The organism is Halorubrum orientale, from assembly GCF_059623105.1.
The window spans coordinates 50,897-67,886 of record NZ_JBSPSR010000004.1 but is presented as its reverse complement, the minus strand read 5'-3'; the positions used below and the strand labels follow the sequence as shown (position 1 = coordinate 67,886).

18 protein-coding genes are annotated in these 16,990 nt (G+C 65.3%); 14 read left to right on the top strand and 4 right to left on the bottom strand.

Going from position 1 to position 16,990, the window contains the following annotated elements:
- Nucleotides 1–176: 176 nt before the first annotated feature.
- A complete protein-coding gene (locus tag ACWUI7_RS05185; RefSeq protein ID WP_496641164.1) occupies nucleotides 177–665 on the top strand; it encodes a DUF5807 family protein in 489 nt (162 codons plus the stop codon).
- A 48-nt stretch (nucleotides 666–713) separates the two neighbouring features.
- Here ACWUI7_RS05185 and metX read toward each other — a convergent pair whose 3' ends face one another.
- Both metX and ACWUI7_RS05175 read right to left on the bottom strand, forming a co-directional pair.
- On the bottom strand, nucleotides 714–2,009 hold the full coding sequence (metX, locus tag ACWUI7_RS05180; protein WP_496641163.1) for a homoserine O-acetyltransferase MetX: 1,296 nt from the start codon (nucleotides 2,007–2,009) through the stop codon (nucleotides 714–716).
- A 2-nt stretch (nucleotides 2,010–2,011) separates the two neighbouring features.
- Nucleotides 2,012–3,325, bottom strand: coding sequence for an O-acetylhomoserine aminocarboxypropyltransferase/cysteine synthase family protein (locus tag ACWUI7_RS05175; protein ID WP_496641162.1), 1,314 nt, complete (start codon nucleotides 3,323–3,325; stop codon nucleotides 2,012–2,014).
- A 147-nt stretch (nucleotides 3,326–3,472) separates the two neighbouring features.
- Here ACWUI7_RS05175 and recJ point away from each other — a divergent pair, with 147 nt between their 5' ends.
- Nucleotides 3,473–4,897 (top strand): RecJ family nuclease, encoded by a 1,425-nt coding sequence (gene recJ, locus ACWUI7_RS05170; protein ID WP_496641161.1) that lies wholly within the window; start codon nucleotides 3,473–3,475, stop codon nucleotides 4,895–4,897.
- 69 nt (nucleotides 4,898–4,966) lie between these two features.
- On the opposite strand, the gene ACWUI7_RS05165 is transcribed toward recJ, so the two are convergent.
- On the bottom strand, nucleotides 4,967–5,530 hold the full coding sequence (locus tag ACWUI7_RS05165; RefSeq protein ID WP_496641160.1) for a HalX domain-containing protein: 564 nt from the start codon (nucleotides 5,528–5,530) through the stop codon (nucleotides 4,967–4,969).
- 178 nt (nucleotides 5,531–5,708) lie between these two features.
- On the opposite strand from ACWUI7_RS05165, the gene ACWUI7_RS05160 reads away from it, so the two are divergent.
- Nucleotides 5,709–6,437 (top strand): RAD55 family ATPase, encoded by a 729-nt coding sequence (locus ACWUI7_RS05160; RefSeq protein WP_496641450.1) that lies wholly within the window; start codon nucleotides 5,709–5,711, stop codon nucleotides 6,435–6,437.
- A 122-nt stretch (nucleotides 6,438–6,559) separates the two neighbouring features.
- Here the strand turns inward: ACWUI7_RS05160 and ACWUI7_RS05155 are convergent, their stop codons facing one another.
- Nucleotides 6,560–6,898, bottom strand: coding sequence for an ArsR/SmtB family transcription factor (locus ACWUI7_RS05155; RefSeq protein WP_496641159.1), 339 nt, complete (start codon nucleotides 6,896–6,898; stop codon nucleotides 6,560–6,562).
- A 425-nt stretch (nucleotides 6,899–7,323) separates the two neighbouring features.
- Between ACWUI7_RS05155 and ACWUI7_RS05150 the strand changes: the two genes are divergently transcribed.
- The 11 genes from ACWUI7_RS05150 (at nucleotide 7,324) to flaI (ending at nucleotide 16,986) form a co-directional block, all read left to right on the top strand.
- Entirely contained in the window at nucleotides 7,324–7,914 is a 591-nt protein-coding gene (locus ACWUI7_RS05150; RefSeq protein WP_496641158.1) for a flagellin, read from the top strand.
- Between the two features lie 2 nt (nucleotides 7,915–7,916).
- Entirely contained in the window at nucleotides 7,917–8,894 is a 978-nt protein-coding gene (locus ACWUI7_RS05145) for a flagellin (protein WP_496641157.1), read from the top strand.
- 78 nt (nucleotides 8,895–8,972) lie between these two features.
- Complete coding sequence (locus ACWUI7_RS05140; RefSeq protein ID WP_496641156.1) at nucleotides 8,973–9,533, top strand: DUF7500 family protein; 561 nt, start codon at nucleotides 8,973–8,975, stop codon at nucleotides 9,531–9,533.
- Between the two features lie 99 nt (nucleotides 9,534–9,632).
- On the top strand, nucleotides 9,633–9,986 hold the full coding sequence (gene cheY, locus ACWUI7_RS05135) for a chemotaxis protein CheY (protein ID WP_435161199.1): 354 nt from the start codon (nucleotides 9,633–9,635) through the stop codon (nucleotides 9,984–9,986).
- Nucleotides 9,986–11,221: a chemotaxis protein CheC gene (locus tag ACWUI7_RS05130; RefSeq protein ID WP_496641155.1), complete on the top strand. Its 1,236-nt coding sequence runs from the start codon at nucleotides 9,986–9,988 to the stop codon at nucleotides 11,219–11,221. Before cheY ends, ACWUI7_RS05130 begins: the two co-directional genes overlap by 1 nt.
- The gene (locus ACWUI7_RS05125) at nucleotides 11,218–11,730 is read left to right on the top strand and encodes a chemotaxis protein CheD (RefSeq protein ID WP_496641154.1); all 513 of its coding nucleotides are present in this window, start codon (nucleotides 11,218–11,220) and stop codon (nucleotides 11,728–11,730) included. Before ACWUI7_RS05130 ends, ACWUI7_RS05125 begins: the two co-directional genes overlap by 4 nt.
- A gap of 81 nt (nucleotides 11,731–11,811) precedes the next feature.
- Nucleotides 11,812–13,575 (top strand): FlaD/FlaE family flagellar protein, encoded by a 1,764-nt coding sequence (locus tag ACWUI7_RS05120; protein WP_496641153.1) that lies wholly within the window; start codon nucleotides 11,812–11,814, stop codon nucleotides 13,573–13,575.
- A complete protein-coding gene (arlF, locus tag ACWUI7_RS05115; RefSeq protein ID WP_496641152.1) occupies nucleotides 13,565–14,032 on the top strand; it encodes an archaellum stator protein ArlF in 468 nt (155 codons plus the stop codon). The genes ACWUI7_RS05120 and arlF overlap by 11 nt, the downstream gene beginning before the upstream one ends.
- Entirely contained in the window at nucleotides 14,033–14,533 is a 501-nt protein-coding gene (gene arlG / locus ACWUI7_RS05110; protein WP_496641151.1) for an archaellum stator protein ArlG, read from the top strand.
- A 1-nt stretch (nucleotide 14,534) separates the two neighbouring features.
- Nucleotides 14,535–15,287 carry an archaellum protein ArlH gene (arlH, locus tag ACWUI7_RS05105; RefSeq protein WP_496641150.1) on the top strand — a complete coding sequence of 251 codons (753 nt, stop codon included), beginning with the start codon at nucleotides 14,535–14,537 and terminating at the stop codon, nucleotides 15,285–15,287.
- A 25-nt stretch (nucleotides 15,288–15,312) separates the two neighbouring features.
- A complete protein-coding gene (gene flaI / locus ACWUI7_RS05100) occupies nucleotides 15,313–16,986 on the top strand; it encodes an archaellum flagellar ATPase motor FlaI (RefSeq protein ID WP_496641149.1) in 1,674 nt (557 codons plus the stop codon).
- Nucleotides 16,987–16,990: the final 4 nt, after the last annotated feature.

Here is a 16,990-nt window from a genome sequence, read left to right as displayed (position 1 = left end):
CGGTTTCGTCGACCAGCGCCGCCCACTCCGCGAGCCGGTCTCCTGTCGGTGTGCGCGCGCTCATCATCTGGTGGATCTCGAGGTCCCTTGATAAACCTTTTGCCGATCCTTATTCTGCGGGTGACGCCGCTGTCCCGAGCCGCGCCGTTTTTACCCACCAACGGTCTCTCACGTGCATGAGCGACCTGGCTGCGTTCCTCGCTGGCGACCGCCTTGACGACGTGGTGTTGTATCTCAGTGACGTCTTCCTTGAGGAAGATTCCCGACTTCGTGACGTTGGTACCGAAACCGACGACGGTGTCCAACTCGTTCTCGACGGCGAAACCGGCCGCGACGCGTTTGCGGCGGGAACCGGGATGGACGCGATGTCGTTCGCGGGGGACGCGATGGGAACGTCCGGTACGATCACTCGATCGCTCGACGCCGGCGTCTGTCCAGATGCGAACGCGGACGCGACACCCGACGAAGACGCCGCCGAAGAGACCGTCGCCGCAGTCGATGAGGATCACGCGGTCCGGTTCGTCCTCGCGTTCGCCGAGGAGCAGAACGAGGCGGTCGGCGGACGCTACGCCGACGGCGACGTGATCCACGCGTACGCACACTGCGCCTGTGGCGCACGCTACGCCGACCGGTGGGTTGTCGGCGAACGCAGCGACACGGGCTAAGCTCTCCGGATTCAACTGCCAGCGACCGGCTCAGTCGCCCATTGGTGCCTACCCTTTGAAGAGACTGGCGTGTACTGGCGCATGGTCGCGGTCGTCGCCGTCGACCGCTTCACGCGCGGTCTCGTCACCGTTGTGGTCCTCGACGGCCCGTCCGTCGACGCCTGCGTCGAGGAAGTCGCGCAGTGGGGGGCCGACGTGTTCCGGTTCGACGAGAAACGCGTCGTGACCGTGATCGGAGTCGATCACGTGGTGGGCAACCGGTACCTCGCGGTCTCTGAACGCGGACGCGACCGCGGCGGACTGTTCGACAGTGAAGTGCCAGTCACCGGTGAAGCTCATCACGAGCGCCTCGCCTTCGAAGGCAGCGAGCGCGTCTGCGTCGCTTCCGTATCCGGCCGCCAAGTCGTACTCGTCCATCGCGCGGGTGAGATAGAGGTAGCTGTTCGGGTCGAAGCGGTCACTGAACCCGTCGGCTTGGTAATCGAGGTACGACTCTACCTCGCGGTACGGAAAGAAGGCGGCCGCCGGGTCGGCTTCGAGTCCGAGATCACCGTCGTCGCGGCTCAGCGAGTCGCGACCCGCCGAGCGTCGGCCAAACTTCTGGGCCATCGACGCCTTCGAGAGGTACATCACGTGTCCGATCTGTCTCGCCAGCGCGAGGCCGGTGTCAGGGTCGGGGTGATCCGTCTTATAGTAGTCGCCACCACACCAATTCGGATCCGACCGGATCGCCCGCCGCGCCACCGCATCGAGCGCGAGACACTGTGCGTCGAGCCGCGCCGCGGCAGCGATCGGGACGACCCGGTCGACGTCGTCGGGGTAGCGTTTTGCCCACTCGAGCGCGTTCATCCCCCCGGCGCTCCCGCCGACGACTGCCCGGAGTCGGCCGACCCCGAGATGATCGAGTAGTCGGCGCTGGGCCCGCGCCCAATCCGCTATCTGGACCGGTGGGAACGCGGTTCCCCACCGGTCGTGGCCGGGGTCGTCGCCTGGGAGGTCGACGTCGGCAGGGCGCGTACTCGACGGGCCAGACGTGCCGTAACACGATCCAGGGACGTTTGCACACACCACGTAGTACTCCGTGGTATCGATGGCTTTCCCCGGGCCCACGACGTCGTCCCACCACGCACGAGCCTGGCCCGCTTGTCCGGCGTCAGCCCCACGGTCTGGCGTGCGCGCCACGTTCTGGCTACCGGTGAGCGCGTGACACACTAATACGACGTTGTCGCCGTCGAACTCGCCGTACGTCTCGTAGGCGACGGTCAGCTCCGGGATCGACTGTCCACACGCGAAGGTGAACGACCCGAGCGAGGCGACGCCGGCATCGGTGGGTGTCGCGGCCACGATTACGCCCCCTCGTCGTGTCGCGATCTACTCGCTGCCGTCGCCGTTGCCGTCTCGAGTGCGGCATCGAGGTCGGTGATTACGTCGTCGGCAGCCTCGATGCCGACCGAGAGCCGAACCATGTCGGGAGTGACCCCGGCGGCTCGCTGTGCCGGTTCTTCGAGTTGTGCGTGGGTCGTCGAGGCGGGGTGGATAACGAGGGTCTTCGCGTCCCCGACGTTGGCGAGGAAGCTCGCGAGTTCGACGGACTCACACAGCGTCTTCGCCGCCTCGTACCCGCCTGCGAGGCCGACGGTGATCATTCCCCCGTAGCCGTCAAGGTACCGCGCCGCGTTCTCGTGTGTCGGGTGCGAGTCGAATCCCGGGTACGTCACCCAGTCGACGCGGTCGTCCGCCCGCAAGAACTCGGCGACGGATCGGGCCGTCTCGCAGTGGCGGTCCATCCGAAGCGGGAGCGTCCCGACGCCCCGAAGCGTCTGCCAGGCGTCGAACGGCGACTGTTGGCCGCCGATTGGACGAACGCCTCGCTGGCGGGCGACGTTCGCGAAGGCCGTGTCGCCGAATCGGTCGACGAAGTCGACGGGGAATGCTGGTGATTCCCCGGAGAGCTCTGCGTAGTCCGCCTCGGGATGGTCCCACGGGAACGTACCGCCGTCGACGAGGATCCCCCCGACGGTTGTACCGTTCCCGGAGATCCACTTCGTCGTCGACTCCCAGACGACGTCTGCGCCGTGTTCGACCGGCCGACAGAGTGCCGGGGTCGCGAACGTGTTGTCGACAAAAAGCGGGACTGCGTGATCGTGGGCGATGTCGGCGACACGCTCGAGGTCCGGCGTCACGAGTGAGGGATTCGCGAGCGTCTCCACGTGGACGAAGGCGGTGGTTTCGTCGATCGCGTCGGCGTACGCCGCGTAGTCGGTGGTCTCGACAAGACGTGTTTCGATGCCCCGTCGGTTCGCGATTGTCTCGAGGTACGTCGCCGTGCCACCGTACATCTCCGCGCTTGCGACCACAGAGTCGCCGGTCTGTGCGAGCACTGTGACGGCTGCGTCGAACGCGGCCATGCCGGACGCGGTGGCAACGGCCCCTGACCCTCCTTCGAGCACGGCGAGGCGGTCTTCGAGCGCGCGGACCGTCGGATTCGAGACGCGGGAGTAAACGTCGCCGTCGTCTCTGAGGGCGTAGCGGTCCGCCGCCACGTCTGCGTCCTCGAACACGTACGACGTCGTCTGGTGGATCGGCGTCGCGTGCGCCCCCGTTGCCGGGTCAGGTGTCGTACCGGCGTGGAGGCTCTGCGTCCTAAACCCGCGTGTCATGTATGTAGCGCATATCTCTTGAGCCGGATATAACTGCCAGTTACGGCAATCACTGCCGGACTCCGGCCGAAGCGACGGTGGACTCCCGACGTGGTCGTCGAGGCTGAGACGTGTGTTTATACCCGATGACGCCCCACCTCGTTCGTGATGGCCGCCGCAGACTCTCCGATCCCCGACCTTCGTGGACGCGCCGACGCCTGTGCCGACCGCCTTCGCGCGGCCGACCGGGTCCTCCTCGTCTCGCACATCGACGCCGACGGCCTCACGAGCGCCGCGATCGCGTCGTCGGCGCTCGCACGCGCGTCTATCGCCCACGAGGTCGTCTTCGAGAAACAGCTCGACGACGATGCGATAGCGGGAATCGCCGCGCGTGACCACGAGGTCGTATTATTCACCGACTTCGGGTCCGGCCAGCTCGACGCCATCGCCACCCACGAGACACGCGGCGACTTCGTTCCCGTGATCGCAGACCACCACCAACCAGCCGATACAGACACGCAGTACCATCTCAATCCACTACTCGAGGGGATCGATGGCGCGAGCGAGCTCTCTGGAGCGGGCGCGAGCTACGTCCTCGCCCGCGCGCTTGAGGGGCCCTCCGTCGACAACCGCGACCTCGCGGCCTTGGCGGTGGTCGGTGCAGTCGGCGACATGCAGGATGGCGGCGGTGGGCTCGTCGGTGCGAACGAAGCTATCGTCGCCGACGGCGTCGACGCAGGCGTCTTGCAGAGCCGGACCGACATCGACCTCTACGGCCGCCAGACGCGTCCGCTCCCGAAGCTTCTCGAGTACGCCTCGGACGTGCGTATTCCAGGCATCTCCGGGGACCAGGCTGGAGCGATCCAGTTCCTCCGCGACGTCGACGTCGATGCGACCGACGCCGACGGCGATTGGCGACGGTGGGTCGATCTCACTGACGCGGAGCGACAGACGCTCGCCTCCGCGCTGATCCGTCGGGCAGTCTCCTCCGGTGTGCCAGCCGATCGGGTCGACGCACTCGTCGGGACGTCGTACACGCTTCTCAACGAGACGGTCGGCACGGCCCTGCGCGACGTGAGCGAGTTCTCGACGCTGCTCAACGCCACGGCCCGCTACGACCGCGCCGACGTCGGCTTGGCGGTGTGTCTCGGTGATCGCGACGCCGCACTTGAGGAGGCGCATCGGCTGCTCCGATCACACCGACGGAATCTCTCAGAGGGGCTTCAGTGGGTCAAGACAGAGGGCGTAACCGACGAGCCGAACATCCAGTGGTTCGACGCCGGCTCGCGCATTCGAGAGACGATCGTCGGGATCGTCGCGGGAATGGCCGCTAGCTCGTCGGCGGTCGACCGCAGCAAACCCGTGGTCGCTTTCGCGGAGGCGAGCGCCACGGAACTGAAGGTCTCCGCGCGTGGAACCGGTCTCCTCGTTCGGCGCGGGCTCGACCTCTCGGCCGTGATGCGTGACGCGAGCCGTGCGGTCGGCGGTGACGGTGGCGGTCACGACGTCGCCGCCGGGGCGACGATCCCGGCTGATGCGCGTGACGTGTTCCTCGAACAGGCGAACACACTCGTCGGCGATCAGCTTTCGTGACCGTGGTCGCTTCCCCTGTCTCTCGTCGCTGTGTTGTCCATCGGTATCTGCCGCCACCGTATCGTCGCCTCAGCGCCGACCGAGGTCGCGGAACATCGTCCGGTAGTCAGCGGGCGACAGCGACGCTGCGGTGTCGTCGATGTCGGTATCGATGGCCTCGAGTCGGTCGACGAGGCGCGTGTACGCCGCGTTCGCTTCGAGCTGCTCGGGCGCGCGCTGTGCCTCGAGGACCGCGCGCTTGCTCGCCAACGCGGCCGCCTCCCGGAGCAGGTCGTCGTACTGCGATCGCGCGAGCAGCGTCTCGAGTGCGGTTTGGAGACTCTCGCGGTCGACGGGCTTCGTCACGTACAGGTCGAACCCCATTTCGATGATGTCGTAGTCGGGCTCGACGGCCGTCACCATCGCCACCCGACAGTCGTGTCCCGCAGACCGCACGTGTGTCAACACCTCACTACCTTCGCCGTCGGGGAGTCGTCGGTCAAGCAACACGGCATCGAAGGACGAGCTCACTGTCTCGACGGCTGCTTCGACCGTCGACACGACGGTCACGTCGTACCGATCGTCGAGAAACTGCTCGTACAGCGTGGCGATCTCGGGTTCGTCCTCGACGACGAGGACCGACGCCTCACTCACGCCTCGTTCCCCCGTGACGCACTGCGACGCCCCCTCGTATCATACGTTATCCGTGGCGTAGCTCTGAATAAGTGTATCGCCTACGAGCGAACGAGGGTTGTGTCGGCGTCGTGGATCGGTTCGGACGGTGCCGGGCGGGACCACATAGTATACGTAGCCTGCGTGAGTCGGTTAGATGATGACCGACCTCGTCTCGACGGGCGTCGAGGGCCTCGACTCGATACTCTCCGGCGGCATCACGGAGCGGTCGACCGTTCTCGTCTCCGGCAATCCAGGCACCGGTAAGAGCATCTTCGGTATCCAGTACCTCTACACGGGCGCGACCGACCACGACGAACGCGGGGTGTACGTCTCCTTCGAGGAGGACGAAGCCGACATCTGCGCCGCCGCGACCTCCGTCGGCTTCGAGGGGTTCGAAGACCTCGTCGACGACGGCGAGATTGTCGTGTTAGACAAACGCGAGATGCTCCGTGAGACCGACTTCTCGACCGCCGTTGACCGGCTGTTAGAGACCGTCGAGGGCGGTGAGTTCGACCGACTGGTGCTCGACTCGCTGTCGATGTTTCAGCTTTTTTTCGAGGACGAACACGAAAAGCGGACCTACCTGCTGAAGTTCTCGGACATCCTCAAAGCGAACGGACTCACCTCGCTTTTGATCGCTGAGCAGGGAGCGGTGTTTCCGGACACCGAGGTCGGCTTGGAGAACTTCCTCACGGACGGCAACATTTACTTCATCCAGACGCCGACCGAGTCCGGCGTCACCCGGTACGTGTGGGTGGCGAAGATGCGAAAACAGGACATCGACACGGACATCTTCCCGATGGAGATCGGTCATGGCGGTATCACCGTCCACGAACGCGCCGGCGGATTCTCGATGATGAGCCAGTCTGACGGCCCGTCGTTTTGAGCGTCCCGACGCTGGGTCTGTACGCGGGGTGGAAACGGCTGTCGCATTTCTTCTCGACTACGACGTGTCCACGACGACTTCGTCGGTATCGAGTTGGTCTCGGTGTGTGACAGAACATCCGGTCACTGCGTCGCAGAGAGGTCCCGCCACACCTCGTCGAGACGGTTTTTGACCACCGAGCGTTCTTCGAGTTCGACGGAGAGTTCCTCGCGGAAGTCGACCGCGACGCCATCGACCGTCCGGCGGTAGACCTTCACGCGGCGGTGCTCGGCCGAGAGCGGTCGGTCGTGGAGCTCGATGAGCTCCGCGTCCTCGAGCTCATCGATGCGGCGGTAACACGTCGCGATGGGGACGCCGAGCTCGTCGCTGAGGTCCTGGGCGGATTTCGCCTCCGCGGTGGCCGTCAGGATGTCCGTGTTGTACTTGTTCCCGAGCACTTCGATCAGTTCGTCCCCGGACATACCAATATCACTCTTGAGTTTTAGAACAAAAAGATGTCGGTGGGTCGGTGAGGCGGTTGAGGCGTCGTCGACACCCTCGTGTCGTCTTCGAATCAAGTCGCTCCGACTCGGGTTCGTGTCTTGGCGTGTGTCGGACCGAGACAGACCGCGTTCTCGACGCTGATAGCACCGGCGGCTGGTTGACGGCGTCTTGGGACTGCATCACTAGCCGCTTCGTCGATCCGTCGCCAGAATTGTCACCGGCTGTACACAGGGCTCACAGAGTGGCCGGAGACTTTATTTAGAATATATAGCTGTAAAATAACCCAAAAACCGCTAGCATGCGCCGTTTTATCACGATGAATAATCGGCGGGGAGTGTTTATGTAGATCTTCTGGATTTGCGTTGATAACGCCCTCGGGGTGGCCGCGGGCTCACAGCAAACCATGTTCGAACCGAACCGAGCGGAGGAGCGGGGTCAGGTGGGGATCGGGACACTCATCGTGTTCATCGCGATGGTGCTGGTGGCGGCGATCGCCGCCGGCGTCCTGATCAACACCGCCGGGTTCCTCCAGACGCAGGCGGAGGCAACGGGCGAAGACAGCACACAGCAGGTGAGTGATCGCCTGCAGGTCGTCAGTCAGTCGGGGTACCTCAGTGACCCTGCAGACGGGACGGTCGATCACCTGACGTTCGTTCTGGCGCGGTCGCCCGGAGCGGACAACATCGATCTCAACACCGTCTCGGTCGAGATGACGGGAACGAGCGGGCAGGAGACGTTCGACCTGAGCAGTAACGTCACGAACGTCACCATCTTCACCGGCGGTGAGGACAACGTGCTCACCGACGCGAGCGACCGCGCGGAGGTCACGATCGCGCTCACCGACAGCAACGGCGTCAACGCCGCCGACGACCTCGGGTACGGGCTCGGAGAAGGCGACGCGCTGACGGTAACGTTCACCACGCAGAGCGGCGCGACGATGACGACGGAGATCCGGATTCCAAGCACTGTGGTCGAAAACTCAGTGAGGCTATAACCATGTTCGAAGCAATCACCACACCCGAGGAACGGGGTCAGGTGGGGATCGGGACGCTCATCGTGTTCATCGCGATGGTGCTGGTGGCGGCGATCGCCGCCGGCGTCCTGATCAACACCGCCGGGTTCCTCCAGACGCAAGCAGAGGCAACGGGCGAAGACAGCACGGCACTCGTCTCAGAGCGGATCAACGTGAACAGTGAGGTGGGCATCGTCGCAGATCCTCCAGAGACGCTCGATGAACTCCGCATCGCGGTCACCGGCGCGCCCGGTGCAGACCAGATCGATCTAGCAGAGACGACCCTGCAGGTCGTCGGGCCTGGCGGGCAAGAGAACCTCGTGTTCACCGACGCGAAGATACTGGCGGTCGGTCCGTACGAAAACGGCACGATCAACGAGACCAGAGAGTTCGACGTCGAAATAGGCGACATCAATCGACTTGACGGGATGGAGTCAGACGATCGGAGGCTCCGAGTGATCGTCGAAGATAGCGGTACTGATATCGCTAATGGAACGATCAACAACTCTAACATTACTGACGACGGAATCCAGAATATCAATATAACTGATATTGACGATAGTCGCGCTGGGAAGACGATTAACGCCAGCAGCAACATAACCGTCAAACTGTACAACAGCTCGTTGACCGAAGACGAGACGACGGAGGTCGCAAACATCACCGTCACCGTCGATGGGGAAGACTCTGCGGCCGCGCTGTTCGAGTCCTCCCAACTTGGGGCGAACGAGTTCGCCGTGCGGCCCACTGACGGCGACACCTTCGTCGACGAACCCGTCCTGAGCGAGAACGACGACTACACGATCGTCGCCAACCCAGACGCGGGCGCGTTCGAGGACGGTACCGCGTTCGGGCAAGGCGACGATGCGACGGTCGACATCGTCTCGCCCGCCGGGGCGACGACGCGCATCGAACTCAGCGCTCCCGACCTCTTCAGTGAGGTTGGTGAGGCGGTACTCCTGTAACACGCGAGCGCACCGACACGCGCTCGCTGGATTCCGCTCCCCGGAACGCCTATTTTCACACCCACCGACACAGCCAGTATGACCGACGACGGCGCACCGCCGGCCGATCCGGACGAACTCGACTTTACCGATGACGAGAGCGTTGTCGAGATCGGCGAGAGCCGGTACGTCGTCGGCACCGAGGGCCGCCCCACGGTCGATCCGGCTCCGGATCCCGAGCCGGCCGATCGGTCGGGCGCGAGCGACGATGCGACCGCCGAGGACGCCACTAGTGCCGGCAGCGAGGTGACGCAGGCGGTCGTCAACGACTGGCTCGAGGGGTCGTTCGACGACGACGGCTTCACCTATGGGGTCGACCTCACCCTCCACGCGGAGGGCACCACCGCTCGTCACCGGCTCGTCTCGAACGACGTGACGGCGACGTTCGACGCGCTCTGTTCGTGGTTCGTCGCCGCGGCGGGTCCGGAGTCACCGCCGCCGGAGGCGCTCGGCCTGCTGCTCGCCGCCGTCGATAGCCCGGTCGACGTGCCGCCGGGAGCGATCAAGACATTTGCGGCGACCCACGACCTCGCACCGGACGACTCGATCGCCGACCTCGTTCGGGCCGCCGAGGACGCCGGTGGGTTCCGCATCGACTGACCGCGACGCGGCGAGGACGGTCACGCTGTCGGCAGTATATTCTCATTACTGATAGCCGGGGGCGAGCGATTAAGTGCTCGTTCGGCCCGTGTGTCGTACATGACGCGCGTACTCATCGCAGACGACTCGGAGTTCATGCGGAGTCTCCTCCGGGAGATCCTCGACGACGCGTTCGAGGTCGTCGGCGAGGCCGAAAACGGGGTCGAGGCGGTGGACCTGTACGACGAGCACGGTCCGGACGTGGTGATGATGGACATCGTGATGCCGATCCGCGACGGGATCGAAGCGACGGGTGAGATCACGGGCGCGGACCCCGATGCGACCGTGATCATGTGTACCAGCGTCGGCCAGGAAGAGCAAATGAAAGCCGCGATCAAAGCCGGCGCTGAGGGGTACATCACGAAGCCGTTCCAGAAGCCGAACGTCCTCGACGCAATTGGGTCGGCGGTCTGATGCGCGTCGACGTCCGGGCGCTCGGCGCGTGCAACCGCCTCGCCGAGCGAGGAGCGGAGCGAGCCGCGGCCGCACTCACCGATCTGACGGGGACCGCGCTCGCCGTCGAAGTGACGGGTGTGAGCGTCGCAGCCGCCGACGGCTCGCCGGCCGCGGCCGCCACAGACGGCGAGTGGGTCGGCGTGCGCGTCGGGCTCTCCGGCGGGCTCTCTGGTGCGGCCGTGCTCGCGTTCGACGCCGACCGCGTCGACGGACTCCTCGAGTTGTTACCGGGTGACGCCTCACTGCGACACAGCGCGGTGACCGAGGTAGGGAACATCGCGCTCGGTGGCTTCCTCGACGGCTTCGCGAACCACCTCGGACGGGCGATCGAGCTGACGCCGCCGCAGTACGTCTCGGCCGACGATCCCGCGATGGAGGCATCCGATGGATCCACAGACGACCCGGTGTTCCGCTTCGAGAGCCGGCTCGAGGCGGCGACCAACCTCGACTTCTCCATCGCACTGCTTCCGGCGGCGACGCCGTTTCGCGACCTCGCCCATGGGCACGCACATGCCGACGCCGCCGGCGCGGCTGCGGGTTCTTTCGATGCGGTTTTGAGCGGCAACGCGGAGCCCGCAGCGGGGCACGCCGAGACCGCGACGACGGGGGTGACGTACGACGCACTCTTGCAATTCGCGTCGCTCGCCGCAGAGGGCTCGGAGACGGCCGCGGCGAACATCGAGGCGATGACCGGCCTCAAGACGACCGTCGACGTGAGTCGCCTCCGGTTCGTTCCGCTCACCGACGTGCCAACCGCGGTCGGGACCGCTCCACACGCCGGGACGGTGTTCGAACTCCACGGCGAGCCAAGCGGCTACCTGGCAATCCTCTTCGCTGAGCCGTCAGCCGCGCGGATCGCCGACGCGATGCTTCCGATGGAACCGGACGAACCGCTCGGTGAGATGGCCGAACACGCGCTCTGTGAACTCGGTAACGTGATGACGAGCGGGCTCATCGACGGGTGGGCGAACGTCCTTGAGACGTCTATCTCACACTCGCCGCCCGAGTTCGTCCACGACATCGGTGCGGCGACCGTTAGCCCGCTCGTCGCCGCGTTGAGCCGGCGACAGGACTACGGGTTCGTCGTCGACGCGACGATCCGGACTCGCGGCGTCGAGGCACGGTGTGACGTGTACGTACTTCCCGACGAGCGCGAGCTCGTCGCCGTGCTTCGTCGGCTCGCCGACCCGTGACCTCACTCACCCCGGGCGAGGACGGATCGCCGGGCCGCCCGCGGCGCGTCCGCGTCGGTGTCGGTGACCTCGCGGTCATCGACGACGACGCGACCTTGACGACGAGCGGGCTCGGCTCCTGTGTCGCGGTCGCGATGGCCGACCGGCGCGCCGGCGTCAGAGGACTATTACACGCGATGCTCCCGTCGGCGGCACGGTCGCGGCCAGCAGCACCCCGGCCGGGCAAGTACGTCGACAGCGGGATCGACGCGCTCCTCACAGCGCTCGTCGACGCCGGTGCGGCGTCTACGCGACTTGACGCACAACTCATCGGGGGCGCAGAGCTCCTCGATCTCACGGCCGCCGTCGGCCCCCAGAACGTCGAGCGGGCCCGCGAGCGCCTCACGGCCGCGTCGATCCCGATCGTCGCGAGCGATGTGGGCGCCGACGTCGGCCGCACCGTCCGGTTCGTTGCGGGCGGTGAAGTGGTCGTTCGAGCCGCGGACGGCTTCGAGCGAACGATCGAGTGAGCCGCCGTCTGCGGCTGCCGATTCTCACGTCCGATATTTTGGAGAGAGCCTTCAAGTGTTGACCGGGGTTGTTCGCTATCGATGGGGCTCGACGCAGCGCTGATTGACGGGTCGGTACTCGCTTGGGGAGCCGTCGCGTCGGGAATCGTCGGTGCAAGCGTTCTTGACCGGCTCTTCGACTCCGGGGAATCCGACGACGATGCGGTATTTGGTGACGCGGGCGGGCTTGACGGCGGCTCGGGAGACGACTCCTTTGACGCCTTCGACGAGATGGACGAGTGGGACGACGAGTTTGGAGGCGGTGACGACGACGACTCTAGTGCGCTGGCGGGTCGAATCGACGACCTCGAAGCGGAGGTCGCGACGCTCTCGTCGACCGTCTCGACGGTCCGCTCGGAGAACGAGGAGATCGCCGCGGCGATAGCAGACACCGAAGAGGACGTACGGAGCCTCCTCGACATCTACGAGATGGTCACCCGCGGAATCAACCCGTTCGTCGACGAGCCCAGCGCGTTTGGGGATGACCCGGGCCAGGGCTCGTTCGACCTGTTCGAAGACGATACCGACGACGAGGCGGCGTCACTCGACGAGGACGTCGCCTCGGCGGATGCGGCCGGCTTCTTCGACGAGGACCTGCTTGAAGGAGACGAGAGCGACGGCGGCGATCCGTTCGACGACACGGACCCGACGGACGACGCGGCAGACGACGAGCACGCGACGGACAACGAGTCGATGACTGATGGCCCGGACGGCGGCGATCCCGCCGACGCCGCGTTCGCGACCGATCCGGCGGACGAGGACCACGCTATGACTAACGAAGGCAAGAGCTTCAGCGAACTCAAAGCGGAGTACGACGCCGGTGAGGCCGACTGGGCCGATGAGCCGGCGCCCGACGATCAACCAGCTGACGACGAGCCGGTATCGGTCGACGCCGGCCCTGACGACGACCTGTCGCTTGACGTGGAACCGGTCGGCAGCGACGCGGGAGTGGCCGGGGAACCCGATGACGACCGTGGCCTCGGTGGATCTGATCTCGACGACACCGACCTCGGGATAGACGATGGCGCGTTCGATGGCGGCGAGATGAGTGACGGCGAGATGAGTGACGGCGAGATGAGTGACGGCGAGATGAGTGACGGCGAGATGGGCGACGGTGAGATGGATGGTGGCGCGTTCGATGATCTCGGGTTAGCGGATGACCCCCCCGATTCGACGGTGACAGATTCACCGACTGCGGGCGCTGAAGTGCCGGCAGATGAGACGGTCGCTAACACCGACCACCCTGGTGGAGACCCAGCAGCCGGACGCGACGGGGGCGGTCCCCGACGCGCTCTTGCTGGCGATCCGGCCGCAGCGTCCGGAGATGACTTCGAATACGTCGATAACGAGGATCTCGCTGCCCACCGCCGGAAGCCATACCTCACCGAACTTCCCGGCGACTACGTCGGCGATCTGCTCGTGATGGAGTGGCTCGAGTTCCTCGTTTCGGCCGGGGACGTTACTGACGCGGTTCGCGCAGTGAGCTACTACGAGCGAATCGAGTGGGTCGGTCCGGCGGCCGCCGACCGCCTCCGCGAGTTCCTTTCGGGGTTCGGCACAGTGGACCGGAACCTTGTCGACCGTCCCGGTACGGACCACCTCGGCCGCGACCACCACACACGCAGCCTGCGGTACATCACCCAACTCAATGGCGCCGACAGCCACCTGCTTCTGTTAGACCGATGGGACGACCTCGTCGGACGTCCGCTCGTCGGTGGCTCCCAAACAGCGGACGCGGACCGTACCGGACGACAGCCACCGACCGACCCGACTGCCGATTCGAGGAGGGACGGCCGTGGGCGTTAGCGTCTCTGCGTCGGCTGCGGTCGTCGCTGCCGGGCTCTTCATCGCGCTCACGACGGGGTACCCGGCGGCGGCGAATGGCTTCGACCGTGTCGCTGAGGGCACCGCCGACAGCCACGAGCGGGCGCTCGACCGACACCACACGGCGATCACCATCGAGACGGCGACGTTCAACGCGAGTGGGAACGACGCGCTGACCCTGATGGTTGTCAACGACGGGGCGGACGCGCTCGTCGTCGACGATCTCACACTCCTCGCGGACAACACGTTCGTCGACCTCTCTGTTGACCCGGCGTGGACGACCGTAGAGGGCCTTGAGACGACCGGTCTCGTGCTTCCGGGTGAGACCCTCACGATGTCAGTGCCGGACGACGCCGTCACCGCCGACCTCACGGGCGCGACCCGCATCACGGTCGCGACGGGGACCGGCGTGCGGGCCGTCGCGGAGGTGAGCGGCTAGATGGCGAGTGTTTCGGTCTCTCATCTGGTGTTGTTCATCGCCAGTCTCGTCATCGCCGCCGGCGTCGTCGGGACGGTCACGACGGGCGTCGATCGCGTGAGCGCCGCCGTCGAGGACGGCAGTCTGGAGGCGACTGAGCAGCTTCGCACCGACGTCGCGGTGATCTCCGACCCCGCAGCGGGGGTGTATGACCCGGACGCGGGGACCGACGGGAACATCACGCTGCTGATAAAGAACGTCGGCAGCCAGCGGCTCGCGCCAACTGGGGCCGGTCTCGACGTCGTTCTCGATGGTCGGTACGTCCCGCCGTCGGCGACGACTGGCACGGTCGTGTCGGTCGATGGTGCGGCCGTCTGGGGGCCGGGCGACGTCCTTCGGCTCACGATCGATGTAGACCAGGTTGAGGGTATCGACGCGCTCACGGCCCCGAGCGACCATCGGGTCCGGATCGTCGTCAACGGTGACGAGGAGACGTTCCCGTTCCGGGTCGAGGAGGCGTGAGATGGCGCGCACAACAAACCTCCACTCGATCGGTCTTGACGACCACGACCGGCTGAACGCCGAGCTTGGTGGCGGCATCCCACGCGGCAGCATCGTGCTCGTCGAGGGCGACTACGGGGCCGGCAAGAGTGCACTGTCGCAGCGGTTTGCCCACGGCCTCGTCGACGAGGGGGTGTCGGTGACGCTGTTATCCACGGAGCTTACGGTTCGCGGATTCATCGACCAGATGCACTCGCTTGCGTACGATGTGGTGAAACCGCTGTTATCGGAGCGCCTGTTGTTTTTACACGCCGATTTCGACGCCGGCGGGGCCTTTTCTGACGGCGACGGCGAGCGCCGCGAACTGCTCACCCGACTCATGGATGCTGAGGTGATGTGGCAGCCGGAGGTGATCCTCATCGACACGTTCGATGCCATCTTACGAAACGACCCGACGTTCGAGGCGCTTGTCCGGAAAAATGAGGAGCGGCAGGCGGCCCTCGAGATCATCTCGTTTTTCAGAGACGTGATCGCGACGGGGAAGATTGTCGTGCTCACGGTCGATCCGTCGGCGGTCGACGACGAGGCTATCGGGCCGTTCCGGTCGATCGCAGACGTGTTCCTCGAACTCGAGATGGTCGAAGTCGGCAGCGACATTCGCCGGCAGATCAACGTGAAACGCTTCGCGGGCATGGGTGAACAGGTCGGCGACACGATCGGCTTTTCGGTGCGCTCGGGGACGGGCATCGTCATCGAGAGCCGGAGCGTCGCCTGAACTCTCTCACCGTCGACTCACGCACATGACCGACCACGGCACCAGAACACCGTCCGACGACCTGCGACAGGCTGCGATGCGTCGGCCACACCTCCGACGACACCTTCGTGAGTTCAAACAGCTCACGGGTGAGTTTCCGTTGTTCATCGACGAGCCAAAAGCCGAGTACGAATCGGGGCATCCGAACGTACTGTACCCGGTCGGTGGGCCGATCTATTGTCACGTGTACGGCGACCTCGGCCAAGAAACGAAGTACTACGCGATCGAACCGACGGTGTCCGGCCCACAGGCTGCCGTCCTCAAGCGAGTCAAAGACGAGCTGCTCGCCGCGAGCGGGGGCCGCACTGCACCAGAGTCGGAGACGGAGTACGACGACCTCATTGAGGAGCTGCTCGCCGACGTCACGCACATCCACCACGATGACGGCGGCCTGAAAGCGGAGGCCGAGCGGCTGCTCAACGCCGGTAAGCTCACCGTCACTGAGGAGACGTACGAGAACATTCGCTACCGACTCAACCGCGACATCGTCGGGCTTGGACCGTTGGAGCCGGTGATGCGCGATCCGGCGAACGAGGACGTCCACGTCATCGGCCCCCACGAGTGTCACGTCGACCACGGCACGTTCGGGATGCTCGAGACGACCGTCGACTTCGGCAGCCCCGCCGAGTTCGACGCCTGGCTGCGCAACATGGGCGAGCGGATCGGTGACCCGCTGTCCGACTCCGACCCGATCGTCGACTCGACGCTGCCCGACGGCTCGCGGATCAACATCATCTACTCCGACGACGTCTCGCTGAAGGGCGCCTCGCTCACGATTCGCCAGGGCGAAGACGTCCCACTGTCGGTGAATCAGATCACCGATTGGGGGACGCTCTCTCCGGAGCTCGCGGCGTATCTCTGGTTGTGTCTCGAGAACGAGCGCACGGTCTTCGTTGTCGGCGAAACCGCCTCCGGGAAGACGACGACGCTGAACGCGATCCTCTCGTACATCCCCCGTGACTCGAAGATCTACACCGCAGAGGACACCGCCGAGGTCGTCCCTCCACACAACACCTGGCAGCAGCTGTTGACCCGCGAGGGCGGCGGCGAGGGGAGTACGGACGTCGACATGTTCGACCTGGTTGCGGCCGCGCTGCGTTCGCGGCCCGACTACATCATCGTGGGTGAGGTCCGGGGCGCAGAGGGGCGGATGGCGTTTCAAGCGGCACAGACGGGCCATCCAGTCATGTTGACGTTTCACGCCTCCGACATCGTCTCGATGATCCAGCGATTCACCTCCGAGCCGATCTCCGTGCCCGAGCCGTTCATGGACAACGCTGACGTGGCGTTGTTCCAGAATCGGGTAAAACGCGGCGATGAGGTGCTCAGACGCGTGACGAGCGTTCAGGAGATCGAGGGGTACTCGAAGGAGATGTCGGGTGTCGTCACTCGTGAGGTGTTCAGCTGGGACCCCGTCGAAGACGAGATCGTCTTTCAGGGGATGAACAACTCCTACGTCTTAGAAGAGCAGATCGCGACGCTGCTCGGATACGCCGACACCCGCGAGATCTACGACGACCTCTCGTTCCGTGCGGACCTCGTCGAACGAATGATCCAGGAGGGTGTCCTCGACTACCACGAGGTGAACCGTGTCATCGACGCGTTCCACCGCGACGGGGTGGAGGGACTGCCCTTCGAGATGCACCGATCGGTGCGCTGAGTCG